27 protein-coding genes are annotated in these 23,462 nt (G+C 71.2%); 11 read left to right on the top strand and 16 right to left on the bottom strand.

What is annotated here, in order from left to right; all coding sequences use genetic code 11:
- Positions 1–4: 4 nt before the first annotated feature.
- From OG386_RS08565 to OG386_RS08540, 6 genes are all read left to right on the top strand, one after another.
- Positions 5–2,068 (top strand): SpoIIE family protein phosphatase, encoded by a 2,064-nt coding sequence (locus OG386_RS08565; protein ID WP_328787564.1) that lies wholly within the window; start codon positions 5–7, stop codon positions 2,066–2,068.
- Positions 2,069–2,182: 114 nt separating this feature from the next.
- Positions 2,183–2,839: a class I SAM-dependent methyltransferase gene (locus OG386_RS08560; protein WP_328787563.1), complete on the top strand. Its 657-nt coding sequence runs from the start codon at positions 2,183–2,185 to the stop codon at positions 2,837–2,839.
- Between the two features lie 63 nt (positions 2,840–2,902).
- The gene (locus OG386_RS08555; protein WP_328787562.1) at positions 2,903–4,156 is read left to right on the top strand and encodes a hypothetical protein; all 1,254 of its coding nucleotides are present in this window, start codon (positions 2,903–2,905) and stop codon (positions 4,154–4,156) included.
- A gap of 20 nt (positions 4,157–4,176) precedes the next feature.
- The gene (locus tag OG386_RS08550) at positions 4,177–5,037 is read left to right on the top strand and encodes an Fpg/Nei family DNA glycosylase (protein ID WP_328787561.1); all 861 of its coding nucleotides are present in this window, start codon (positions 4,177–4,179) and stop codon (positions 5,035–5,037) included.
- A 26-nt stretch (positions 5,038–5,063) separates the two neighbouring features.
- A complete protein-coding gene (locus tag OG386_RS08545) occupies positions 5,064–5,453 on the top strand; it encodes a hypothetical protein (RefSeq protein WP_328787560.1) in 390 nt (129 codons plus the stop codon).
- Between the two features lie 208 nt (positions 5,454–5,661).
- Positions 5,662–6,186 (top strand): hypothetical protein, encoded by a 525-nt coding sequence (locus tag OG386_RS08540; protein WP_328787559.1) that lies wholly within the window; start codon positions 5,662–5,664, stop codon positions 6,184–6,186.
- A gap of 33 nt (positions 6,187–6,219) precedes the next feature.
- On the opposite strand, the gene OG386_RS08535 is transcribed toward OG386_RS08540, so the two are convergent.
- From OG386_RS08535 to OG386_RS08520, 4 genes are all read right to left on the bottom strand, one after another.
- Entirely contained in the window at positions 6,220–6,558 is a 339-nt protein-coding gene (locus OG386_RS08535; RefSeq protein WP_328787558.1) for a hypothetical protein, read from the bottom strand.
- A gap of 196 nt (positions 6,559–6,754) precedes the next feature.
- Positions 6,755–6,883: a hypothetical protein gene (locus OG386_RS08530; protein ID WP_328787557.1), complete on the bottom strand. Its 129-nt coding sequence runs from the start codon at positions 6,881–6,883 to the stop codon at positions 6,755–6,757.
- A 55-nt stretch (positions 6,884–6,938) separates the two neighbouring features.
- On the bottom strand, positions 6,939–7,619 hold the full coding sequence (locus tag OG386_RS08525) for a hypothetical protein (RefSeq protein ID WP_328787556.1): 681 nt from the start codon (positions 7,617–7,619) through the stop codon (positions 6,939–6,941).
- Positions 7,616–7,810 (bottom strand): hypothetical protein, encoded by a 195-nt coding sequence (locus OG386_RS08520; RefSeq protein WP_328787555.1) that lies wholly within the window; start codon positions 7,808–7,810, stop codon positions 7,616–7,618. Before OG386_RS08520 ends, OG386_RS08525 begins: the two co-directional genes overlap by 4 nt.
- A gap of 604 nt (positions 7,811–8,414) precedes the next feature.
- Here OG386_RS08520 and OG386_RS08515 point away from each other — a divergent pair.
- Positions 8,415–8,888 carry a hypothetical protein gene (locus tag OG386_RS08515; RefSeq protein ID WP_328787554.1) on the top strand — a complete coding sequence of 158 codons (474 nt, stop codon included), beginning with the start codon at positions 8,415–8,417 and terminating at the stop codon, positions 8,886–8,888.
- A gap of 122 nt (positions 8,889–9,010) precedes the next feature.
- Here the strand turns inward: OG386_RS08515 and OG386_RS08510 are convergent, their stop codons facing one another.
- The 5 genes from OG386_RS08510 to OG386_RS08490 form a co-directional block, all read right to left on the bottom strand.
- Complete coding sequence (locus OG386_RS08510; protein WP_328787553.1) at positions 9,011–9,991, bottom strand: ATP-grasp domain-containing protein; 981 nt, start codon at positions 9,989–9,991, stop codon at positions 9,011–9,013.
- Positions 9,988–10,242 (bottom strand): hypothetical protein, encoded by a 255-nt coding sequence (locus OG386_RS08505; RefSeq protein WP_327381832.1) that lies wholly within the window; start codon positions 10,240–10,242, stop codon positions 9,988–9,990. The genes OG386_RS08510 and OG386_RS08505 overlap by 4 nt, the downstream gene beginning before the upstream one ends.
- A gap of 588 nt (positions 10,243–10,830) precedes the next feature.
- Positions 10,831–11,535: a DUF4913 domain-containing protein gene (locus OG386_RS08500; RefSeq protein ID WP_328787552.1), complete on the bottom strand. Its 705-nt coding sequence runs from the start codon at positions 11,533–11,535 to the stop codon at positions 10,831–10,833.
- A 90-nt stretch (positions 11,536–11,625) separates the two neighbouring features.
- Complete coding sequence (locus OG386_RS08495) at positions 11,626–12,102, bottom strand: hypothetical protein (RefSeq protein WP_327388402.1); 477 nt, start codon at positions 12,100–12,102, stop codon at positions 11,626–11,628.
- A 228-nt stretch (positions 12,103–12,330) separates the two neighbouring features.
- Positions 12,331–12,870 carry a sigma-70 family RNA polymerase sigma factor gene (locus OG386_RS08490; protein WP_328787551.1) on the bottom strand — a complete coding sequence of 180 codons (540 nt, stop codon included), beginning with the start codon at positions 12,868–12,870 and terminating at the stop codon, positions 12,331–12,333.
- A gap of 318 nt (positions 12,871–13,188) precedes the next feature.
- Here OG386_RS08490 and OG386_RS08485 point away from each other — a divergent pair, with 318 nt between their 5' ends.
- Complete coding sequence (locus tag OG386_RS08485) at positions 13,189–14,388, top strand: CapA family protein (RefSeq protein WP_328787550.1); 1,200 nt, start codon at positions 13,189–13,191, stop codon at positions 14,386–14,388.
- Positions 14,389–14,412: 24 nt separating this feature from the next.
- On the opposite strand, the gene OG386_RS08480 is transcribed toward OG386_RS08485, so the two are convergent.
- On the bottom strand, positions 14,413–14,874 hold the full coding sequence (locus tag OG386_RS08480; protein WP_328787549.1) for a universal stress protein: 462 nt from the start codon (positions 14,872–14,874) through the stop codon (positions 14,413–14,415).
- A 151-nt stretch (positions 14,875–15,025) separates the two neighbouring features.
- Here OG386_RS08480 and lysX point away from each other — a divergent pair, with 151 nt between their 5' ends.
- A complete protein-coding gene (lysX, locus tag OG386_RS08475; protein WP_328787548.1) occupies positions 15,026–18,355 on the top strand; it encodes a bifunctional lysylphosphatidylglycerol synthetase/lysine--tRNA ligase LysX in 3,330 nt (1,109 codons plus the stop codon).
- 52 nt (positions 18,356–18,407) lie between these two features.
- Here lysX and OG386_RS08470 read toward each other — a convergent pair whose 3' ends face one another.
- Positions 18,408–18,848 carry a DUF6086 family protein gene (locus OG386_RS08470; protein WP_328787547.1) on the bottom strand — a complete coding sequence of 147 codons (441 nt, stop codon included), beginning with the start codon at positions 18,846–18,848 and terminating at the stop codon, positions 18,408–18,410.
- A 141-nt stretch (positions 18,849–18,989) separates the two neighbouring features.
- On the opposite strand from OG386_RS08470, the gene OG386_RS08465 reads away from it, so the two are divergent.
- Entirely contained in the window at positions 18,990–19,883 is an 894-nt protein-coding gene (locus OG386_RS08465; protein WP_328787546.1) for a polysaccharide deacetylase family protein, read from the top strand.
- 57 nt (positions 19,884–19,940) lie between these two features.
- On the opposite strand, the gene OG386_RS08460 is transcribed toward OG386_RS08465, so the two are convergent.
- A complete protein-coding gene (locus OG386_RS08460; RefSeq protein ID WP_327381825.1) occupies positions 19,941–20,603 on the bottom strand; it encodes a class F sortase in 663 nt (220 codons plus the stop codon).
- Between the two features lie 168 nt (positions 20,604–20,771).
- Positions 20,772–20,924, bottom strand: coding sequence for a hypothetical protein (locus tag OG386_RS08455; RefSeq protein ID WP_266607032.1), 153 nt, complete (start codon positions 20,922–20,924; stop codon positions 20,772–20,774).
- Positions 20,925–20,967: 43 nt separating this feature from the next.
- Here OG386_RS08455 and OG386_RS08450 point away from each other — a divergent pair, with 43 nt between their 5' ends.
- Positions 20,968–21,492 carry a hypothetical protein gene (locus OG386_RS08450; protein ID WP_328787545.1) on the top strand — a complete coding sequence of 175 codons (525 nt, stop codon included), beginning with the start codon at positions 20,968–20,970 and terminating at the stop codon, positions 21,490–21,492.
- A gap of 98 nt (positions 21,493–21,590) precedes the next feature.
- Here OG386_RS08450 and OG386_RS08445 read toward each other — a convergent pair whose 3' ends face one another.
- From OG386_RS08445 to OG386_RS08435, 3 genes are all read right to left on the bottom strand, one after another.
- Complete coding sequence (locus OG386_RS08445; protein WP_328787544.1) at positions 21,591–22,166, bottom strand: hypothetical protein; 576 nt, start codon at positions 22,164–22,166, stop codon at positions 21,591–21,593.
- A 201-nt stretch (positions 22,167–22,367) separates the two neighbouring features.
- Positions 22,368–23,138, bottom strand: coding sequence for a bestrophin-like domain (locus OG386_RS08440; protein WP_328787543.1), 771 nt, complete (start codon positions 23,136–23,138; stop codon positions 22,368–22,370).
- A 39-nt stretch (positions 23,139–23,177) separates the two neighbouring features.
- On the bottom strand, positions 23,178–23,327 hold the full coding sequence (locus tag OG386_RS08435) for a hypothetical protein (protein WP_328787542.1): 150 nt from the start codon (positions 23,325–23,327) through the stop codon (positions 23,178–23,180).
- Positions 23,328–23,462: the final 135 nt, after the last annotated feature.

Here is a 23,462-nt window from a genome sequence, read left to right as displayed (position 1 = left end):
GCCCGTGTGTCATGGTGGATCGGTGCCGACCACCGTATCGCTGCCGGACGACTGGCCCGCACACCCGGACCGGTCGCTCTCGCTGAACCGCATGGGCAGTTTCGACTGGGACCTGATCACCGGTCTCATGCACATGGACGAAGCCGCCCTCGACGTTTTCGATGCGACTCCCGAGGAGTACGACGGCCGGCCGGAGTCGCTCAACCCGCGCGTCCCCGCCACCGAGGCGACCCGGCTCGACGCCCTCGTCTCCTCCGCCCTCAAGAGCGGCGAGGACAGCTACGGCGCCTACTTCCGCATCCGCTGCCACGACGGGCGGCTGCGCTGGACGCACACCCAGGGCCGCGTCATGCGCGGCCCGGACGGCCGCCCGTACCGGATCATCGGCATCGTCCGGGACGCCACCGACGAGCTCAGCCACTCGGCGGAGCGGCTCGGCCTGGACGAGGAACGACGCCGCCAGACGTCGGTGGTCGAGTCCACCACCGCCGCCCTCGCGCACGCCCGGACGGTGCAGGACGTCATCGACGTCATCGGCGACGCCCACGGACTGGAACGGCTCGGCTCGATGGGCATGGTGATGGGCCTCGTCGAAGCCGGCCGGATCCACCTGGTAGCCGAGGGCCCGGAGGACAGCTTCGTCCCCGGCACCCGCTACACCCGCATCGACGAGCAGTACCCGATGAGTGAAGTCGTCCGCTCGCTGGAGCCGCGCTTCCTCGACTCCGCGCAGGAATTCGCCCGGGACTACCCCGGGCTCTGGGCGAAGATCTCGTACATGCGGATCTCGGCCGCCGCCTACCTGCCGCTCATCGCCCAGGCCCGCCCGATCGGCGCGATCGGACTGCTCTACCAGGACAAGGACGGCTTCACCCAGGAGGAGCGCAACCTGCTCGTCGCCCTGGGCAGCAGCATCGCGCAGAGCCTCCAGCGGGCCATGCTGCTGGAGCAGGAGCACGACCTGGCCGAGGGCCTCCAGCAGGCCATGCTGCCGCGGCGGATCCCGTCGGTGGCCGGTGGGGAGATCGCCGTACGCTACCGGTCCGCCCGGATGGGCCAGGACATCGGCGGCGACTGGTACGACGTGATCCCGCTGCCCGGCGGCCGGGTCGGCGCCGTCATCGGCGACGTCCAGGGCCACGACACGCACGCGGCGGCCGTCATGGGCCAGCTGCGGATCGTGCTGCGCGCCTACGCCGCCGAGGGGCACTCGCCCGGCACGGTCATGGCCCGGGCCTCCGTCTTCCTGCACGAGCTGGACACCGAGCGGTTCGCGACCTGCACGTACGTGGAGGCCGACCTGGCGACGGGCGTCCTCCAGGTGGTCCGGGCCGGCCACATCGACCCGCTGCTGCGCACCCGCGACGGGGACTGCCACCGGCTCCCGGTGGCGGGCGGGATGCCGCTCGGCCTCTCGGCGGAGTTCGGCCGCCTGGAGTACCCGGTGACCACGGTGGAGCTGGACCCCGGGGAAACGGTCCTGCTGTGCACCGACGGCCTCGTGGAACAGCCCGGCGCCGACCTCGACGACGGAATCCAGCTCCTGACCTCCCACATCCGTCGCGGACCGGCCGACCTGCAGGCCCTGGCGGACCTGCTGTGCGAGATCGTCGACGAACGGGGCGGGGACGACGACATGGCGCTGCTCCTGCTGCGCCGCCACGTGGTGGCCGCCCAGGAGGGCGGCGGCCGCCTCCAGCAGCACGTGGCACCGGGTGACCCGGAGGCCCTGGTGGCGGCCCGGCACATGATCGGTGCGGCGGTGCGGTCGTGGGGCGCGCGGGAACGGGCCGACGAGATCGAACTGGTCGCGGACGAGCTGATCGTGAACGCCCTGATGCACACGGACGGCCCGGCGATCGTGACCCTACGGGTCCTGGCGGGTCCGCAGCGCCGGCTCCGGGTGGAGGTGGAGGACCGCTCCAGCGCACTGCCGCGCCGCCGCGAGGCGGGGGAGTCGGGCGTCTCGGGGCGGGGCCTGATGCTGGTGGACCGCCTGGCGGACGTCTGGGGCGTGGAGCCGCGGGGCGGCGGCAAATGCGTGTGGTGCGAGTTCGTCATGGGCTGAGCTCCTGCCCCCAGGTCCGGGCCCGGGCCGCTCTGCCCGGGCGGGCCGCCCGCCCCGCCCGGGGATGACGTTGCGTCATGCCGGTTGTCGGTGGCTGCTGGCAGGATCACCACCATGTACGAACCCACCCTCGCCATCACCGCGTACTGGGACGCCGCCGCGGCCGCGTTCGACGACGAACCGGACCACGGCCTGCGGCAGGCGCACACCCGAACCGCGTGGGCCCGACTGCTGGGATCCTGGCTGCCCGCCGGGCCGGCCGACGTCCTCGACGTCGGCTGCGGCACCGGGTCGCTCTCCCTGCTGCTGGCCGAGGCCGGACACCGGGTGACCGGTGTGGACCTCGCGCCCCGAATGGTGGAGCGGGCCGAGGCCAAACTCGCGGCCGCGGGCCTGGCGGGACGGTTCCTCGTCGGCGACGCCGCGGATCCGCCCACCGGGCAGGAGCGGTACGACGTGCTCCTCTGCCGGCACCTGCTGTGGACCCTGCCCGATCCCGGGGCCGCGCTCCGCGCGTGGGTGGCGCGGCTCGGCCCGGGAGGGCGGCTCGTCCTGGTCGAGGGGCGGTGGCGGGAAGCCGGTGGGAGCGGCGTGCCCTATGTCGCCGGAGCCGAATCGCTCCCCTGGCACGGCGGGATCACCGCCGCGGATCTGACCGCCGCGGTCCGGCCCCTGGTGTCCGACCTGCGCATCGAACCACTCGACGGCAACACCGAGCTGTGGGGCGGACCGGTCACCGACGAGCGGTACGCACTGATCGCCCGGATCTGATCCGGGCGACGCAGCAGGAAAGTCCGTTGCGGGCCCGGCCCCGCTCCGTGAGGATCTGGGGCGATGACCAACGCCATAGATGAAGTGCGCCGTCTCCTGAAGACGGACGATCTGCCCGGAGCGGTACGCTCCCTTCGGCCGCACGCCGAGACGGCATCGATCACCGAACTCGCCAAGGCCGCAAGGGCCTTGGCCGACGCCGCCGGGTTCAAGGACCTGGCCGGCGCCGCCAAGGCCGCCGCCAAGCGGCCCGGCGAGCCCCAGGCCCTCTACGACTTCGGCTACGCCTGCGTCGAGCGCGGCATAGCCTTCCTCGCCGTCGCACCGCTGCGCGAGGCACTGCGGCTGCTCCCCGACTCGCGGCCGCTCCTCGCCGAGCTGGTGTCCGCCCTGGAGGACGAACACCGGCACGCGGAGGCCGTAGCCCTGCTCTCCGGCCGCGGCCAGGAGCTGCCCGCCTGGCCCGAGACGTACCTCCTCGTGCACCACACCCTGCTGGCCGGGGACCTGGACACCGCCGAGCGCATCGGCCGCGCCCTCCCCGCCCCCGACGACCCGCAGTGGTCCGGCGCCCACGACCGCCAGAAGCACCGGCTGCACCGCGCCGACCGGGCCCGCCGGGCCCAGGGCGCGGCCGGCCACGCCGATCCGCTCGGCCGCGCCGACCTGCGCGGTTGGCACTTCGGCCTGACCGGCGGACTGCTGGGCACCCTCTCCCCGTACGGCTGGGACGCCGGGATGACCGGCCGGTACGCCTACCTCGGGGACAGCCCCGAACAGTGCCGCCGGGGCCTCGCCCGCCTGGCACTCGCCCTGGAGGCCTCCGGGCGCCGCCCCGCCACGGTCTCGCTGCTGCCCGGCCGGTCCGACCGGATCCTCGGGCTCGCCGCGGCACGCGTGCTGGGGCTGCCCGCCGTACCGTACGAGCCCGCCCGTACGGACACCCTCGTGGTCGCCTACGACTTGAACGCGATCGACCCGGACCTCCTGCGCACCCTGCACGCGCGCGCCGACGGCCAGATCCTGTCCGAGCACGCCACCTGCTGGACCGACCCGCCCGCCGTGAGCGCGGACTTCAGCACGCTGTTGTGCCAGTTCGTCTCCCCGCCGTGGAAGGACGACCCGCGGCCCGAGGAGGAGATCGCCCGCGACGTCGCCGAGGCCGCCGCCGATCCGGACGAGGGCGACGGCACGACCCCGCCCGACCCGGACGCGGCCTTCCGGGCCTTCGTGACCGCCGTCCGCGACGGCTGGCTCACGGCGCCCCGCGACCGCGTCGCCTCGCCCGGCCCGGTGCCCAGCTCGCGCTTCGCCTGAGGCGGCGGCAGGCTGGGACCATGCCGGAGCTGCCCGAGGTCGAGGCCCTGCGGGAGTACCTCGACGAGCACCTCACCGGGCGGGTGGTCGAGCGCGTCCTCCCGCTCGCCGTGAGCGTGCTCAAGACCTACGACCCACCGCTGACCGCCCTCGAAGGGCAGCCGGCCGGCACCACCGCCCGGTACGGCAAGTTCTTGGCCCTGCCGGTCGGCGAGCTCCACCTCGTCACGCACCTGGCCCGGGCCGGCTGGCTGCGCTGGCAGGACACCCTGCCCGCGCAGCCGCCGCGCCCCGGCAAGGGACCGCTCGCGCTGCGCGTCTCCCTCGTGGGCGGGGGCGGCTTCGACCTCACCGAGGCCGGTACCCAAAAGCGCCTCGCCGTGTACGTGGTCCACGACCCGCAGGAAGTGCCCGGCATCGCCCGCCTCGGCCCCGATCCGCTCGCCGCGGGCTTCGACCGGGACGCCTTCGCCGCGCTGCTCGTGGGGGAGCGGCGCCAGATCAAGGGCGTGCTGCGGGACCAGAGCGTGATCGCGGGGATCGGCAACGCCTACAGCGACGAGATCCTGCACGCGGCCGGGGTCTCGCCGTTCAAGCTCGCCGCTTCCTTCACCGAGGAGCAGCTGACCCAGCTCTACGGGGCCGTGCGGAGCACCTTGGGCGAGGCCGTCGGCCGGGCCCACGGGGTGGCCGCGGGAAAGCTCAAGGCCGAGAAGAAGAGCGGTCTGCGGGTGCACGGCCGGGCCGGTGAGCCGTGCCCGGTGTGCGGGGACACCGTGCGCTCGGTGTCCTTCGCCGACTCGTCCCTGGAGTACTGCCCCACCTGCCAGACCGGTGGGAAGCCGCTCGCGGACCGGCGGCTCTCACGGCTCCTCAAATAGGCGGTCGCTGCGTAGACTCCGCCACGATGGCCGAGCCGCAGCAGCAACAGTCGCCGCCCCGGCGCGAGATCGTCACCGGGGTCCCCCGGGGCGCGCGCCGCCGGCCGCCCGCGCACACCCCCGCCCGCTCGGAGATCTCCGAGCAGACCACCCTCGGGGCCACCTACGTCCGGGCCCTCATGCGCAGCCAACTGCGTGCGGCTCTCGGAGCGTTGGCCGCGCTCGTATCGCTGATCGGGACCCTGCCGCTGGTGTTCGCCGTGTCGCGCGACGCGTCGGGTCCGCTGGTCTGGTTGGCGCTCGGCCTGCTGGTGTATCCGGTGATGTGGCTCATCGCCCGGTGGTACGTCACCCGGGCGGAGCGCAACGAGGCGGACTTCACGGGCCTGGTGATGGACCCGGCCGACCGCGGCTAACGCCGTTCCACCTTCCCCCCGGGAGTACGGGACGGCACCGCACAGCCTCTGCGCCGACTCCCCTCGCCGATCGACGAGGAGGAGTACCTGGCCAGACGCCCGACGGCAAAGCGCCTCAGCCGGCGACCGGGGGGTCGAGAATAGTAGCTGGTCAGGCCGCAGATCGACGGTCGGGCTGGAGGACACAGCGCGCACTACGATGACCAGAATGGAACCGGTGCCCAGCCTCGTCCACTCGGACAGCCCCTTCATCAACTTCCGTGACTTCGACTTCACCGAGGGCTCCCACCACGGCTACCGCTGGGTCAACACCAAGCGCTTCCGGCTGCCAGTCGACGCAGCTGACGACCGCGACGTGTTGGCGGCCTTGATCGCGCACCCGCAGTTCCGGGACACGTACGACGGAGCGGGCGTTCAGGACTGGCCTCGGCACGGCCCATGGTGGCTTGACCGCATTACCCCCGACACCTACAAGGCAGTCGACGACGTAACCGCAGCTGACGTCATCCACTCGTGGGCCGGCCAGCACGGCGACATCCCGGAGAAGCTCGAGGCACGCCTGCGGCAGGAGATCTACACCCCGATCTGCACGGCAACCACCCGGTACGTGCTGGGACGGCTTCCCGAGGACGCGTTCCATGACTACGGACCCATCCACATCGACTACCACGAACTCGTCCTCATCGACCGCCCCGCGGCCGCACTCACCCTGCTCGTCGCAGCCGACGACTAAGGTCTGCTTCAGCAGCCCGTTCCGAGTGAGTCGTCAGTTGGCAGTGAGGACGTCAAGGAGACTCACAGCGGGGCGGCCAAGCATGTCTGTCAGCGTGCGCTGCTGGCGCTCCGTCAAGGAGGCAACGAAGATCACTGCGTCAGCATTGGCTTGCTCGCACGCCAGAGCCACCTCGCGGACTTTCCCGTAGGTCAGCAGGGTTCGCGAGGAGTAGGGCAGACCCATCTTGCGGACCCCGCCGTTCGAGACGCCTCGTCGTTGCACCATCTGCGCGACGACCCGAGCGCCGTGCGCTGCCAGTTCTGTGGCTGCCGACGCCATGAGCGTTTCGAAGTCCTTCTGTTTCGCGGAGAAGTAGCCGACCAGGACCACAGCGGCACCCTCGGCAGGGAGTCGGAACGCCTGACGCTGGGCCGGCTCTGACGACACGCGGCGAGTCAGGCGCCGGTCGCGCCTTCGAGGCTGATGCAGGGTCGCAGGCTAAAGCCCTGGCTTCCTGCAGCGATACCGGATTTCTCTCCGACCGGGCATCGCGAGCAAGGTCAGAGCCACTCGTGGATGACTGCGATCAGGGCGGTGGCCGCGAAGCGACGGCGAGTTCGCCGAACCTGGTGGTCACCGCCCGCTGGCGCTTGAGCCGGTTGAGCCCGCAGGCGACCGCACGTCGGGCGACGAGGTCGTCGCGGATCTCCTCCAACCGGCCTTGCTGCGTCGTGCCTGAGTTTCAGTGTGCTGAAGGTGATCGGGGAACGTCATGGGCGGTGGCCCTGCCGGTCGGACCGGGAGTCCCACTGGTCGCAGTACTCGATGTGGATCTCGCGCGCGTCACCGAGAATGCCGTCGTTGGAGTGGAGTTCGGTGCAGAAGCGCGGGTAGCTCGGATGGACGGGAACGTATCCGGGGCCGTTTCGGGCGACGTCGAAGAAGTGCCGGGCGGTGTCCCTGAACACCTGCGCGCTGCCCGTCATGAACAGGGTTTCGGAGTGAAGATGCTGGTGAAACAGGTCCCGGTTCTCCTGGTAGTGCCGTGCTTCGTGGTCGATCACGGCTTCGTCGGTGTGTCCTGCGCCGGGCAGGGTCACGGTCTGCGGACGTCCCGGGCCGAGCCGTCCTCGTATCTCCTTCCAGCGTGAAGGCGCGAATTGGAGCGAGTGGTGCAGCAGGACGAGATCAAGCTGCCGAGTGCCGTCTTCTGGCAGCTCGTGGGAGGGGGGCCGGTTGCCTCGCATCGGCAGGTGGACCAGCGAGCGCGGTGAAGAGGCGGCGAGCTTCCATAGTGCGCCGATTCGCTGGGCGGCGTCCTGGTCGAGGTAGGTGTCCAGGTGCCGGTTGTGGTCGATGAGCACTGCGCGGACCAGGGGTCGGGCTGGTCGGATGACCTTGAACTCCGTGGATCCGAGCCGTGCTTGGTGGATGGTGATGGGTAGCTTCATTGGTTCTCCACGCGGAGCCGTCGGATGTCTGACCGGCGTCTCTCGCCGCCGTGGGCGTGCCGGTGGTGTACCGACCAGCGGACGAAGTGGCCGGTCTCGTCCCGGCTGAGCGTCTCGTGCATGACGGTTCGTTCGTCGCGCCCGATCCGCTGGAACAGGATGCTGACCTTCGAGCCCGACGGCCAGAACATGGTGCTGCGCTGCCACGTGGTGCGGCAGACCGGGCGGCGCCCCCAGACGTCCGGATCCGGGTCGGTGCACTTCGTACACAGGGGCGCGTCGCAGGTGCGCGGTCCTGGAGCGCGTCCACCGCCCCGCCCATCACCGAGTGCACGTTCCGGCGTCGTGGCGGCTGGCCCTTCCTCGCCTCGCCGCGATGAAGAACCCCTCGGCCTCGTGAGTGCACTCCCGGAAACCGCTGTCGTCTTCGTCCGAGGTCAGCGCATACGTCTCCCCCTTGCCGCCCCGCCCCGGTGTTCGCATCGCCCCCCCCAAGAGAGCGCCGATCTTACCGACGTCGGGGACCTGCCCGGCGGTCGGCCGGCGCTGCCGCCACCCCTGACCCCGTCCCGTCCATAGCGGAGGCCCTGGGACGGGTAGAGCCTCCGCCATCAACCGGGGCCGGCTCCATGCTTCCGGCTGACCCGCGAAGGCACCTTCAGGAGCTGCGGGACTCGGCAGCAGCCGACCGCCGGACCCGGCTCGTCCTTGCCCCGCACGCTCGGCTCCGGATCGGCAGAACGGAGTGTGTGCGACGATGCGTTGGCCAACAGAGCCACGAGCGGGACAAGGACGATGGAGTACATCAATCTGGACGCACGGGTCGGCAACCTGTCAGGCGTCCTGGACCCTGCTCTCTATCTGGAGCGCTTGCCCTCGCTGGCCGGCGATCTGCCGGCCGGGGCCCGGGACTTCGCCACGGCCCCAGGGCACTACGACTTCTCCAGCAAGCGGTGCGTGAAGGATCTGGAACTCCAGCACATCCGTGGTGTCGGAGCTGCTGACCAGCAGCTGGAGGTCCGGTTCCGGCACAACTGCTGGAAGCACGACGAAGACCTGGTCATCCGCTACACGGGCGTGTCCGGCTTCCATACCGGAAGCGCCGAGGACGACGATGGGGCAAACCTCGGGACCGTGATCCTCGACGAGGTCCTGCCCCACCAGAACGGCTGCAGCCACGAGATCGCGTTCTGGAACGGCTCACTCGCCGTCGTATGCCGTGACCTCGTCGCGACCTGGACCGAGACTGACTGCCCCAGCACCTCGTGAGCCGGGCACGTCCTCTCACGCGAAGCCAACCTCCTCGCGCAGGTTGAACGTCGAGCTGAGCTCGTGACCGGGAACACCGAACCCTTCAGCAGGAGATTCCCCCTTCTTCAGGGCCCGCATGTTCACCGAGTCGATCGCACAGCGGGACCGGTCCAGCTCGCAGCCGCGGACAGCAGGAAATCGGCGAAGAGCTCGGTCAGTGGCTGGCCGGTCAGTGGTTCCAGGAACAGGAACTGGCCCTGCGGGTTCACTTCGAGCCATACCGGCTCGCCCTCCGGTGTGAGTTTCAGATCCACCACCCCCATGCGAAGCCCCAGGCGGCGCAGCACTTCGTCGACCCGCCTGCTCACGTACTCGGGAACGGGCCAAGCCGAAATGGGCACATTGAGGTCGGGGCGCCAGTCGAGCGCTTCTGTCGCGATGAGCGCCCCGTACATGTGGTCACCGAAACAGTTGAGCCTGACGTGTCGATTGCCTTCGATGTACTCCTGGTAGGTGGCGGGGCAGACCTTGAACGACCCTTCAGGGATCGACTCCGGCCCATCAACCCAGCTTGTGTAGAGCGAAGGTCCACGGGCGCCGACCACGGGTTTGACAATGGTTCGTCCGACTTCCTGGGTGAAGGCGATGACATCCTCACGTGACTGCGAGACCAGGGTCTGCGGCACCCGGAACCCTGCCTCCCTTGCCACCGCCAGTTGATACACCTTGTCCGAGGACCGGTCGGTTGCTTCGGGGGATGAGATCCAATCCCCGTGGAAGGCGGCGGCGAGGACGCCGGCGAGCGCGCCGCGGCAGTCGTTGTTGATCAGACTGCGCTGGTGGGCACTGCTCACCCTCTCGCTGATCTCCTGATCGGCCCTGGCTCGCCGCCACCACAGGCGGCTCGCCTCCTGCGGATCCACGGTCGCGCCCTCGGACGTCACCAGGGTTGCCCTTCCGGGGGCATGGCTCTTTCCGGCTCCGTGCGAATGCCACGAGAGAGCCGCTCGTCCACCGATGGTGTCGCACTCCACGATGTGAAAGTCATGACCTCGACTGCGTACCGCGTGCTGTACCGCGACCGCATGCAAGTCCTCACGGTAGGAGACGGCCAGGATCATGCCAAGTCACACATATCGCTGCGAGAAGTGAGGTTGACTTCGCAGCCAGATTCGCAGACGTGGCCTGCGAGGGTGTCGGCAACGATCTCGAGGCCCGTGGTCAGGCGCACTGCCTCTTCCCACGCCCGGAGTTCCTCGGGGCTCTTCAGTCGAACGTAACCGGTCGGCTGGGTCTTGAAGACCACCGGGGGCGGCGTGTTGACGAATTCCGTGCTCTCATCGATTCGATCGCCCAGCCTGAATTCAGACATCGCCCGACCTCCTCGGCTTGCGGCAGTGGATACAGGTTTCCCCTGTTTCCCCTGATTCCACTGAACCACCGATGCGCCGTCGGTGCAGCCGGGCCGCGGCGATGGCGACGTCATGGGGGAGTCGCTGTCGTGGCGGAGCGTCACACACGTGGCCCAGAGCTACGTTTCCCCATGCCTCCCAGCTCTCGACGTCACGCCGATCCGGGCTACACACCGGGGGTCCGCACACACCGAATGCCGAGCGGCGAGAGCCGGACGAAGCGACTTGGCCGCCACCGCTGGACCATCGAACGCACCATGGCCGGGCTCGCCGGCTGGTCATCACGTGCCGCGCGGTTCGCCCACCGGGTCCGGGCCGGCTGGGTTCCGGTCCCGCTGGTCGTTCCCACGGCCGGCGGAGGTCATGCGCGAGTGGGCGGGCGAGGCGGAGTTGGGCGTGTGCGGCCAGGGCGAAGCGATGTGCGACAGGGCGAGCGGTCGTGTGGTTGAAGTGGTAACCGTGCTGAAGCGCTGGCATCGCCGCCCCGGGCGGCGCATGATGGAAATGGTCCTCTCACCCGTACGGGTAGTGCTAGGCGTGCCGGCGGTCTACGTCGGCTCGTACGGTTCCACCGGGAGCGGGGCGAGCGGTTCCTGCGTGTGCCCCTTCGGCGAGCACGAGGCGAACGGGCCCTGCCGCGGGTCCATCAGGACCCGCAGGTGCGGATCGGCGTGCTGGATCCACCACGTCGTCATGCCGAGGGCCGGATCGTGGCGCAGGTGCTCCCAGGCCAGCCAGAGCGCGGACAACCGGGCCCCCGCCTCCGGGTGCTCCCACCAGAGCGGACACCAGGTCGCCGACGCACCGTCCAGGGGGCGGCGGATCGTGACCGCCAGGTAGTCGGTGACGAAGGCGAAGACGTCGCTGAAGTAGAACTCGGGTCCGTCGCCGTAGACCTCCGACGCCGGCATGGGGAAGACGGAACGCGGCTCCGGCTTCGGCCTGGGCAGGGGATACAGCGCCAGCAGCGAGCCGAGGGCGTCGTCGCTGTGCCGGAGCTCCGTCAGGAGCCAGCCCAGGAGGAGGTCCTGGGATTCCGCGACCTCGGCGAGGGCGTCCGCCGCGAGGGAAGCGACGAGCCGCTCCCTCCAGTCGTTCAACTGCCTCCTCCAGTGGTCCTCTTCGGCAGCAGACCGGGAACCGGCCAGGAAGCGGGCCACCGTCCAGTGGTGTTCCTTCCAGGCATCGCCGTCGGCTTCGGCCGTCACCCGCGCTGCCACCCGTTGCGCGTTCTCGATCGCTTTGCTGTCCATGGAACTGATGAGTGCCTTTCGAGCCACGTGAGGAGTGTGCTGATCATACGAGTTCAGCGTCCTGTGCCCGTGTCCGTGCTCGCGGCTTTGTCAGAACAGGTGCATTGCCAAGTGTCCGAGGGGCAGGCCGAGTTGCCAGGCCGGCGTCCACACGCGCGCGTTCTCGTCCAGTCCCGGCGCGATGTCGGTGTGGTCGTGGTCGTGGTCGGGCCGCCCGGGGTCGAGGTTGGTGGCGAACAGCTCGGTGCTGTCCAGCCAGCGCCACGCCGCCCGGGCCAGTTCCAGGTCGGGGTCCCCGCCGTCGCCGCGCTCGTGGGCCTCCTCGTCGAGCGCGAGGAAGCGGGTGTGCACCCAGTCGCGCCACGGGTGTCCGTACGCCGTGAGCGACAGCCACTCGTCGAGCTGCGAGACCACCCGGATGCCGGAGAGCTCACCGGCCGCGTCCGAGAGGTAGATCGTCAGGGCGAGCGTGTCCCGTCCGGCCCTGAACTCCAGGGTGCTGGCCGGGATGAGCCGGCCCGTACGCAGCAGTTCGTCCGCGATGTACTCGGCGTACAGCCAGGCCATGGGCACCGCGAGCCCGCCGTCACTGGTGCCGTTACTACCCTCGGGCTGCACCGTTCCACCTTCTCCCGCGCTTCGAGCGTCCCGTCGTCAGTCCCGAGCCTTCACCGAGTGCCTCGCGGAGCGGGGGATGTTTACTCAACTTGCACGCTCTGATGCCGAAATCGACGCGTTTTATGTCCGGTCCGCATCCATTCATGGCGTTGACCGATCCTTCGCCGCGCCGCACGCTCAGGCGCCGAGGCCGTACCCGTACCCCTGGAGACCCTTCTTCAGGGCGCGAAGGGCGTAGTACGTGCGGGACTTGACGGTTCCGGCCGGGATGCCGAGCTCGGCGGCGGCTTCGGCCACCGAGCGGTCGCGGAAGTAGACCTGCATCAGCACCTCGCGGTGCTCCGGCCCCAGGGACCCCACGGCCCGCCGGACGTCGATCGCCGTGACCGAGCCGGCCACCGCGTCCTGCGGCTCGGGTGCGTGTTCCAGCCCCTCCGGATCCACCTCCAGCGGCCGTGACAGCCGGGCCCGCCGGGCGTCGATCGCGAGGCGCCGGGCCACGGTGAACAGCCAGGGCCGCATGGAGTCGTGCCCGCTGGACAGGGCCTCCGGGTGCTGCCAGACCCGTACGAGGGTCTCCTGCACGAGGTCCTCCGCGCGCTGGGCGTCCCCCGCCGTGAGGCCGACCAGGAATCCGAACAGGGCCCGCCCGTGATCGCGCTGGAGTTCGGCGAGTGCCTCGGGGTCCGTACGCAGGAGGGTGGGGGAGAGCGGCACGAGGGGCTCCTTCCGGGGTGCGTGGGGGGTCGTGGAAGCGGCGACCCGTCCACCCTGACCTGCACGGAGCCGACCCGGAACCGTCCGGCCCCGGCGTTGCGCCCAAGCACCCGGGTCGTCCGCCGGGCGGCCGTGCGGGTCGGTGAACGGTCGAACGGCGCGGCGAACGGCAGGCGGCCGGCAACCGGCGTCGCCCCCGTCCGCCGTTCGGGTGGGCGCGTGTCCGCGCGACGGCTCCGGTTCTTGACTTACGGCGTGTAGTTATGTGGATTGCATGTGATCACACGTCAGATAATCGTATTAATGAGAGCAGGGCGCATGACCACGCGAATCCGGCCGCAGGTGCTCGCCCTCCTGTCGGCCGTGCTGCTGTCCGCCGCCGCCGGCTGTTCGGCCACCCAGGGCGCTCCACCGGCCCGCCTCGGGGATTCCGGGGGGCCGGCCGCCCCCTCCCGTGCCGCCGGATCGGCCCCCGCCCAGGGCTTCACCCTCGTCGCGAGCGGCGACGTACTGCCGCACACCTCCGTCATCCAGCACGCGGCGAACGACGCGGACGGCGACGGATACGACTTCAGGCCGATGTTCTCCGGGGTCAAGCCGGTGGTCTCGGCGGCCGACCTCGCCCTCTGCCACATGGAGACCATCTACGGGGAGGAGGGCGGGCCCTTCTCCGGCTATCCGGCCTTCAAATCGCCGCCCGAGGTCGCCGACGGGCTGAAGGACTCCGGGTACGACGGCTGCTCCACGGCCTCGAACCACACCCTCGACGACGGGGGCGCCGGCCTGCGCCGCACGCTGGACCGCTTCGACAAGGTCGGACTGGGGCACGCCGGCTCGGCCCGGACGGCCGCCGAGGCGGCCACGGTGACCACGTACACGGCGGGCTCCGCCAAGGTGGCGCACCTCGCGTACACCTACGACACCAACGGCTATCCGCTGCCCGAGGGCCAGCCGTGGGCGGTCAACCTGATGAAACAGGACAAGATCATCGCGGATGCGCGGGCGGCCCGGAAGGCGGGCGCGGACGTGGTGCTGGTGAGCGTGCACTGGGGCACGGAATGGGAGACCGAACCGGACGGCACCCAGCTCTCGCTCGGCAAGGCGCTCACCGCCTCGCAGACCGGCGGCCGCCCCGACATCGACATGATCCTCGGCACGCACGCGCACATCCCGCAGCCCTACGAAAAGGTCAACGGGACCTGGATCGTCTACGGCATGGGCGACCAGGTCGCGGGCGAGATGTTCAACTACACGGGCGCGCGCGACATGCGGGGCAACTACGGCTCGATCGGCCGGTTCACCTTCGCCCCGCCGGCCGCCGCCGGGCAGCGCTGGCAGGTCACCAAGGCCGAGTTCGTGCCGCAGATGATGGACCTGTCCGCGGGCCGGGTCGTCCACCTGCCCGACGCCCTCGCGAAGGATCCCGGCCGCGAGGACTACGAGAGCGCGCGCGACGCCATCAGCGAGGCCGTCCTCAGCCGCGGCGCCGCCAAGGACGGGCTGACCATGGGCAGGTAGGGCCGGGGACGGGACCCGGGGAACCTACGGAACCACGGTGACGGGCCAGCGGCCCGCCTTGACCAGGCGGATCGCCACCGACCCCACGATGCGGTGGCCCGCCTGTTCGGAGGCGCCGACCACCACGGCGTCCGCCATCAGCTCGTCCGCCGCGCTCACCAGGCCGGCGTACGGGTCGCCGCGGAAGGTGTGGAACTCCCAGCGCACCTCGTAGATGCCCTTGAGCCGCTCCGCCGAGGCGCGGATCTCGGCCACCAGGCCCTCCGCGATCTCCCCGGTGGTGTCCGCCACCGGCGCACCCAGCGCGGCGCCGGCCGGGATCACCGGCTGGACGTACACCAGGGCCAGGAGGGCGTTCTGCCGGCGGGCCAGCCCCGCCGCGTAGGCCGCGGCCCGCAGCGAGGACTCCGACCCGTCCACCCCGGCCAGGATCACCTTCGGGCCGTCGGTACCGCGTTCGAATTCCGTATTCACGTGCTCCGTCACCCTGCCGAGGATAGGCCGTGCCCCGGAGCGCCCGGGGCACGGCCCGGGGCACGACCCGGGCCTGCTCGGGGACATGGCCGGGGACTTGGCCGGGGGAGTGCCACTGCCGCTCGCCGCGCGCCCCGACGCCGCCCTCCCTACAGTGCGAACCATGAGTGCCACCAGCGCCACCGTGGAGGAGAAGCACGGAACCCGGAACCGCTTCCTGAACCGGGTGCCCGACGGGTTCGGCGCGTTCTTCGCAACGCTCGGCCTGCTCTGCGCCCTGCTGGCGCTCTCCCCCACGCTGCGGCGGCTCCTGCGGCCCATCGTGCGGTTCCTCGACCTGATCGTCGTACCGGTCAGCGCGAACCTCGCCTACGCCGTCTTCCTCTTCCTCCTCGCCGCGGCCCTCGGCACCCGCAAGAAGGTCGCCTGGTGGATCGTCATCACCTATTTGGCCCTGCTGATCGTCGACGACGTGCTGGAGATGGCCGTCGGCGAGTACTGGATCGGCGTCCCCTCCATGGTCATCGCCGTCGCCGCGCTGGCCGTGCTGATCGCCGCCCGCGACGAGTTCTACGCCGCCTCCCGCCCCGGAGCCCTGTGGCACGCCCTGTTCGTGCTCGGCCTCGGCCTGCTCGCCGCCGTGCTCGCGGGCTGGGCGCTCGTCGCCCTCTTCCCCGGCACCCTGCCCCAGGGCCAATGGCTGGACTGGGCCGCCAAGGAGGTCTTCGGCGGCCTCTTCTCGGCCCGGGAGTTCGACGGCCACCCGCCCCGCCCGCTCTCCTTCCTGCTCGGCCTCTTCGGCGCCGTCGCCCTGCTGAACGCGGCCATGACCCTCTTCCGCTCCCAGCGCCTGACCGCCGCCCTGCACGGCGACGAGGAACCCCGCATCCGCGCCCTCCTCGGCGCCTACGGACGCAACGACTCCCTCGGCTACTTCGCCACCCGGCGCGACAAGGCCGTCGTCTTCGCCCCCAACGGCAAGGCGGGCGTCACCTACCGCGTCGAAGCCGGCGTCTGCCTCGCCAGCGGGGACCCGGTCGGCGACCCCGCCTCCTGGACCGCCGCCATCGACGCCTGGCTGGCCGTGGCCCGGCGCTACGGCTGGCAGCCCGCCGTCATGGGCGCCTCCGAGGACGGCGCCACCGCCTACGCCCGCTCCGGACTCGGCGCACTCCAGCTCGGCGACGAGGCCATCCTGCACGTGGCCCACTTCGACCTCGACGGCCGCGACATGCGCGTCACCCGCCAGGCCGTCAACCGGGTCCGGCGCACCGGGGCCACCACCGTCATCCGCCGCCACTCCGCCCTCTCCGAGGACGAGATGCAGAGGATCGTGGAAAGCGCCGACACATGGCGCGACACCGAGACCGAACGCGGCTTCTCCATGGCCCTGGACCGGCTCGGCGACCGCGCCGACGGGGACTGCCTGCTGGTCGAGGCCTTCGACGACCAGGGCGAGCTGATCGCCCTGCTCTCCTTCGTCCCCTGGGGCAAGGACGGCATCTCCCTCGACCTCATGCGCCGCGACCGCACCGCCCCCAACGGGGTCATGGAGTTCATGGTCGCCCAGCTCTGCGCCGCGGCCCCCGGCCTCGGCGTGCACCGGATCTCCCTCAACTTCGCCGTCTTCCGCTCCGCCTTCGAGGAGGGCGGCCGGATCGGCGCCGGCCCCGTCCTCAAACTGTGGCGCAAGCTGCTCCTCTTCTTCTCCCGCTGGTGGCAACTGGAGGCGCTGTACCGCTCGAACGTCAAGTACGACCCCGAGTGGTACCCGCGCTACCTCTGCTACCAGGACGCCGGCTCGCTCGCCCGGGTCAGCCTCGCCTCCGGCATTGCCGAGGGCTTCGTCTCCGTACCCAGCCTGCGCACCCTGTGGGGCAACGGCCACCCCAAGGGCCTCACCGCCATCGCCTCCACCGAGGGGCTGCCCCCCATCGAATCCCTGGGCCTGGACGCGGTCGAGCAGGGGGACGCGGGAGCCCCGGCCGAGCGGCTGCCCGAGCAGGTCCGCGTCCGCCACGCGAAGCTCGACCGCATCCGGGCGGCCGGTACCGACCCCTACCCCGTGGGGATCCGCGCGCGCACCCACACCGTCGCGGAACTGAAGGCCACCCACGAGGGCGCCCCCGGCCGCCCCGCCCTGGCGCCCGGCGCCCGGACCGGCGAACGGGCCACCCTCGCCGGGCGCGTGATGCTCGTGCGCGACCTCGGCGGCGTGGTCTTCGCCGTCCTGCGCGACTGGTCCGGCGACATCCAGCTGATGCTCACCCGCGACGAAGCCGGGTCCGAGGTACTGGACTCCTTCACCTCCCAGGTCGACTTCGGCGACCACGTGCTCGTCAGCGGCGAGACCGGCGCCAGCAAGGCGGGCGAGCTGTCGCTGGTGGTGCGGTCCTGGCAGCTCACCGGCAAGTGCCTGCGCCCCCTCCCCGACAAGCGCAAGGGCCTGGCCGACCCCGAAGCCCGGGTCCGGCGCCGCTACCTCGACCTCGTCGCGAGCCCCGAGGCCCGGGACGTCGTACGGGCCCGCTCCAGCGCGGTCCAGGCCCTGCGCCAGGGACTGCTCGACCGCGGCTACCTGGAGGTCGAGACCCCGATGCTCCAGCAGATCCACGGCGGCGCCAACGCCCGGCCCTTCCGCACCCACATCAACGCCTACGACCTCGACCTGTACCTGCGCATCGCGCCCGAGCTCTACCTCAAACGGCTCTGCGTCGGCGGCATGGAGAAGGTCTTCGAGATGGGCCGCACCTTCCGCAACGAGGGCGTCTCCTACAAGCACAACCCCGAGTTCACGATGCTGGAGGCCTACCAGGCCTTCGCCGACTACGACGTGATGCTCGACCTCACGCGCGAACTGATCCAGGGCGCCGCCACCGCCGCCTTCGGCTCGCCCATCGCCCACAAGGCGGGACCGGACGGGAAGCTCGTCGTCCACGACATCTCCGGAACCTGGCCGGTCAAGACCATGTACGGGGCCATCAGCGAGGCCCTCGGCGAGGAGGTCGACGCCGACACCGAGGAAGGGGTGCTGCGCCGGCTGTGCGACCGGGCATCGGTCCCGCACGCCCCCGAGGACACCCGCGGCGACGTGGTGCTGGAGATGTACGAGCGGCTCGTGGAGGAGCGCACCAAGCTGCCCACCTTCTACAAGGACTTCCCCACCGACGTCTCCCCGCTCACCCGCCAGCACCGCCGCGACCCCAGGCTCGCCGAACGCTGGGACCTGGTCGCCTTCGGCACCGAACTGGGCACCGCCTACTCGGAGCTGACCGACCCCGTGGAACAGCGCCGCCGCCTCACCGCCCAGTCCCTGCTCGCTGCGGGCGGCGACCCGGAGGCGATGGAACTCGACAACGACTTCCTCGACGCCCTGGAGTACGCGATGCCACCCACGGGCGGCCTCGGCATCGGCGTGGACCGCCTCGTCATGTTCCTCACGGGCCTGACGATCCGCGAGACCCTCCCCTTCCCCCTGGTCCGCCGCGGCTGACCGGGCCGCGGGACGGTCGGGCGGCCGCGCCGCCACTACGGCGGGACCGGCCTCATTCCCTGGGCATGCGCCGCCCCAGCTCCAGCGCCTTCGCACGCAGCCCCGTCGACCAGCGGGCGCCGTCCGCCGGAGCCGCCCCTCCCGCGGCGGAGACCTGTACGTCCGTACGAGGGCCTTCCGGGGCGGCGCCGAGCCGCTCCCAGTCCACCCGGATCCCGGCACGCTCCGCCAGTACGACCACGGTGGCGGTGAAGCCCTCCGAGAGCGCGAGCAGGATGGCGTGGCTCGTCCTGCGGTGCTGTACCAGCAGGGCCTCGACGAACGCCGCGAACGCGATCGGGTCGATCTGGCACTCGTCGTTCTCCATCGGCCCGATGCCCGAGCCGAGCCCCAGTTCCGCCTCGAAGACCGCCACTTGGCGCCGGAACATCCGGGAAGCGCCGTTGGACGGGTTCCACAGCGTCTCGTCACCCATGTCGAAGTACTGACTCATCGTCGGCCCCTTCCGGCTCGTCCCTGCGGGTCACCCTAGCCAGCGTGATCGAGGCGGTCGGCGTGGGCCGACCGGGTGAGGGGGAAGGGGTGCGTCCGCGCCTCTCGACAACTTCGGCGATGTCGTTGATACGTAGTAATAATGAAAAATGACGAGCCGACAGTAGGGCGGCGCACGGTCCTGCGTACCGCCGTCTTCCTCGGGGTCGCCGCAGCCTCCGGACTGCTCAGCGTGGGTGGTGAGGGCGGCGCGGGTACCCCCGGGCCGGGACCGGGCGGGTCCGGGGCGCCGGCCGGGCCGGGGGCGCGACCCGCGGCGGGTGCGCCGGGGCTACGGGCGCAGGCGCTGCCCGAGAAGTCGTACCGGCTGCGGCCGATGACCGCCGACGCGCCGGTGCGCGCTGCGGCCCTGAAGCCGGCCGTACGGACCCGGCCGATCCTGGAACTCCCCGCCGAAGAAGCCGCGTCGGCCGGCATGGTGCTCACGTTCGACGACGGCCCGGACCCCCGCTACACCCCCGCCATCCTCGACACCCTCGCCCGGTACGGCGTACGCGCCATGTTCTTCGTCTGCGGGGAGATGGCCGCCGAGAACGGGAACCTGCTGCGCCGGATGGTCGACGAGGGCCACGTCATCGGCAACCACACCTGGACCCACCCGCTCATCCCCAGCCTCAGCCGGCCGGCCCTCGCCTCCGAGATCGGCCGCACGAGCGAGGTCGTGCAGCAGACCGTCGGCGAGGCGCCCTTGTGGTTCCGGGCCCCCTACGGGGCCTGGAACCGGGCCGCCTTCGAGATCGGGGCCGAGCTCGGCATGGAGCCGCTCGCCTGGACCGTGGACACCCTGGACTGGAAGGAACCGGGGACCCCCACGATCATCTCCCGGGTACTGGGCGGCGCGGCCCCCGGCGTGATCGTCCTCTCGCACGACGCCGGCGGCAACCGGTCGCAGAGCGTCCAGGCGATCTCCTCGTACCTTCCCCAACTGCTCGCACGGGGCTACCGGATGACCCTCCCGGTGCTGCCGCCCCGCTGAGCCGGGGGCCGGGGCAGGGCCGGGGCCCGGGGCCGGCCGCGGCGGATGCGCACGGGCTCAGCGGGCCTCCACCATGCGGGCGAAGACGACCACATTGCCGTCGTAGCCGCGGGCCTTCGAGTATCCGCCGCCACAAGTGATCACGCGGAGTTCCGGGTGCCCGGTGTCCCCGTACACACGGGCCCCGGGGAAGGCCTCCTTGGAGAACACCTCCACCCCGTAGACCTCGAACACCGCCGTGCGGCCGTCGTACCGTTCCACCTCGATGTGGTTGCCCGGCTTGACCGAGCCGAGGCCGTAGAAGACCGCGGGGCCCTGCGCGTTGTCCACGTGACCGACGATCACCGCGGAGCCCCGCTGGCCCGGCGAGATGCCGTTGAGGTACCAGCCGGCGAGGTTGCGGTCCTGCGGGGGCGGCGCGTCGATCCAGCCCTCCGCGTCCAGCCCGACGGTCATCACCGGCGCGTCGACGTTGATCGTGGGAATCCGGATGCGCTGGACCGACGAGTGCTCCAACACCTCCATGTCCGCCGGCGGCGTGGGTGGATCCGCCGGCAACTGGTCGGCCGTCACCGCGACGGCCGAGGCCGCGGTGGGCTGCGGCGGCCCGTCGCCGACGTCCACACCGTTGCGCACCATGGCGAGTCCGGTGAGCATGACCAGGGCGAGTACGCCCCACGGTGAGCGTTTGCGCGACTGCCCGGTCTCGTCCTCGCCCATCGTTCTCCCTTCCCGACGCGGGGGTCCCGACCCGCGATCCTGTCCCACCCCTGTACGCCCTACTTCACGCACGCTAAGGCCGAGTCGGCAGGACGGCGAGGGGGGAAGGGCGAACGGGTGGCCGCCACCCGGAGGGAGCCGTACGGGGTGCGCCCATCCAGGTAATCGTCACATAAATGCCTGACGGGTCGTGACCTGCGGATCCGTCAGTTGCATTTCACGTGCTTCGGCGTGTCGCTCAACCGGGCGGCCCAAAGCCTGAAATGCGGAGATCGCGGGACGACCCGAGGGTTCGACGTGGGAGGCGTTCTCGTCGATCATCCGGGGCCGACGCTCCGGGGCGCTTCCCGCTGGAGGTTCCACCATGCGTGTCTTGCGCGCTCTTACCGTGACGGCGGCAGCCTGCGCCGTGATCGGCCTCAGTGCCCCGTTCGCCTCCGCGAACCAGGACCCCGGGGGCCGGGGTGGGAACGGGGGTGGGGGTGGGAACGGCCCCAGCAACATCTCCGTCAACCCGTACTCCGTGCACCAGGGTTCCACGATGCAGGTGAGCGCGGCGGGCTGCGGTCACGGCGGTACCGTCACGTCGCACGGCAACTTTCCGCCGGCCAACCTGTCCGCGGGGTCGATCGGCTTCGCGACCGTCCGGATCTTCAACCACGCCTCGCCGGGGCACCACACGCTGTCGGTCAAGTGCAACGACAGCAATCTGGTCGCCACGCACCGCTTCACGATCTTGGAGGGCAACCCCTCGCAGGGCGGCATCGGCGGATCCTTCGGCCCGTCCACGGCCGAGACCGCCATCGGTGCGGGCCTCGTCGGCGCCGCGGCCCTCGGCGCCGGCGCCCACGTGCTGCGCCGTCGCCGCCCGCTCCGCAGCCGGGCCTGACCGGTCTCCCCGGACGCAGATCCCCCGCTACCGCAGATCGCCCCGAGTCCACGTCAGGACTCGGGGCGATCGGCGGTAGCGGGGGACGTCCGGCGAGTTCAATGGCTACGGCCGGACCCCCTGCGGCGCAGGGCGAACACGGTGCCGCCGGCGGCGGCGAGGAACAGACCGGCGCCGGCGCCGAGCTCCAGGGGATCCATGCCGGCCACGCTGCCGCCCAGACCGCCGCGGACACCGAGGGCGGAGGACGGGGTCGGGGAGAGGGTCGCGCCGGTGCCGGTCCGCGTGGAGCTCGTGGTGGGTCCGGTGGTGCCGCCGGCGATCGTCAGATCGGCCGAGCCGGTCTCCCCGTTGCAGGTGAAGGAGACGGAGTAGACGGCTCCGCGTCGGGCGTCCCGGTCCACGGTGACCCGTACGCTCTGGCCGCGCGCGATGCTCACGGTGTCGAAGACCCCGGAGGAGGCGGTGGCGTAGGCGGCGTTGCAGCGGCTGACCGCGAGGACCGTCTGCCCCCCGGGGGCGACGGTCGAAGGCGTGAGGGTGAAGCCGAACGAGGTGATGGGCTGGGCCTCGGCAGCGGTCGCGGCGGGCGCGCCGAGGACGCCGAGCGCGAGTACGGCGCCCGTGGCGCCGACGCTCAGCAGGGCGGTGGCGGAGGTACGTATCGCACCCATGGTTGGTTCTCCGGATCCCCGAGGAGCAGCCGCGGAACGGTTTTCCGCACGTGGGGGGTCGTGCGCCTCGATGTCCGACACGCTAGGTCGGGGTGCGGTGACCCGCGATCAGGAACGGGCGAATGGGGCACGGCCCTGGGCCGAACCGGGGACGGGAGGCCCGTCCCCGGTTTGCGGGTGGCCCGGGTCGAGCGGGCCGACCTAGCCGCCGAGGTCTAGGTGGGGGAACTGGGCGAGGAACGGTTCGGCGGTGGCGGAGATGCCCCGTCCGAACGGTGCGTCGAAGTCCCAGATCAGGAACAGCAGGAACGCGATGAGGGCACTGAAGAGTCCCGCCAGCAGCATCTCCCGGAACGAGCGCCTGATCTGCAGGGTGAAGATCAGGCCCACGGTGACCAGGGCGCCGACGATCAGCCCGAACCACACCACGCCCGGCATGGTGGCCCCGGCACTCGAGCCGCGAGCGCTGCGGGCGTCGTCGACCACCGCGACCTGGTCGACCAGCGGCTGGTAGGCCTGCCCCTCGTGGTCGGTCTGCGGCTCGTAGTCGGTCACGTCCCGGCGGATGCGCTCCAGCAGTTCCCCGCCCTGCTCGGTGAGCTCGCCGTGGTCGGCCATCCGCTTCCACTCCGTGTCCACGACGTGGGTCACGTACGCGTCGACGTCGGACCGGATCTTCTTGCGCACCTCGGCCGGGTAGACCTCGGAGCGGACGCTGATCTCGTGCAGGGCCTGGGCCTCCTGGCGCACGTATTCCTGGGCGGCCCCGCGGCCCTCCCAGACGCCGGCGATCGCCAGGCCCAACACGATCGCGTAGATCACCCCGATCATCATCGTCATGTACTCGATGACGTCCGGGGTCTCGTTCGGATCGTCGTCGTCGCCGATCCTCCTGTGGTTCAAGAAGGCGATGGACAGCACCACGGCACAGGCCGCGGCCATCGCGAGGGACAGGACGAGCCATTCCGACAAGATGACTCCCAATCGGTTACTGGTGGGGCGGAAGAAGCGCTAGCGCGGGCGCAGCGCGACGATCGCGAGCACCGCGGGAGCGGCGGTCATCAAGGTGAAAGTCACCGGCGAGATGTGGTGCTCGACGGGTTTGCGGGCGGCCGCGCGATACGCGGGCCGGGCCACCGGTTTCGGTGGTGTGGGTTTCACCTCTGGTGCGGGCGGTGGCGGTGGTGCGGGTGGGGCGGGCGGCGGTGCGGGAGCCCTGACCACGCGGGGCGGTGGGGGCGCCGGCTTCGGCGGGGGCGGCGCGGGCAGGACCGGCTTCGGTACGGGCTTCGGTGC

The organism is Streptomyces sp. NBC_00273 (assembly GCF_036178145.1).
In the GTDB taxonomy this organism is placed as follows: domain Bacteria; phylum Actinomycetota; class Actinomycetes; order Streptomycetales; family Streptomycetaceae; genus Streptomyces.
Note: the sequence above shows the minus strand (reverse complement) of the source record. Positions and strands in the feature narration are given on the sequence as shown.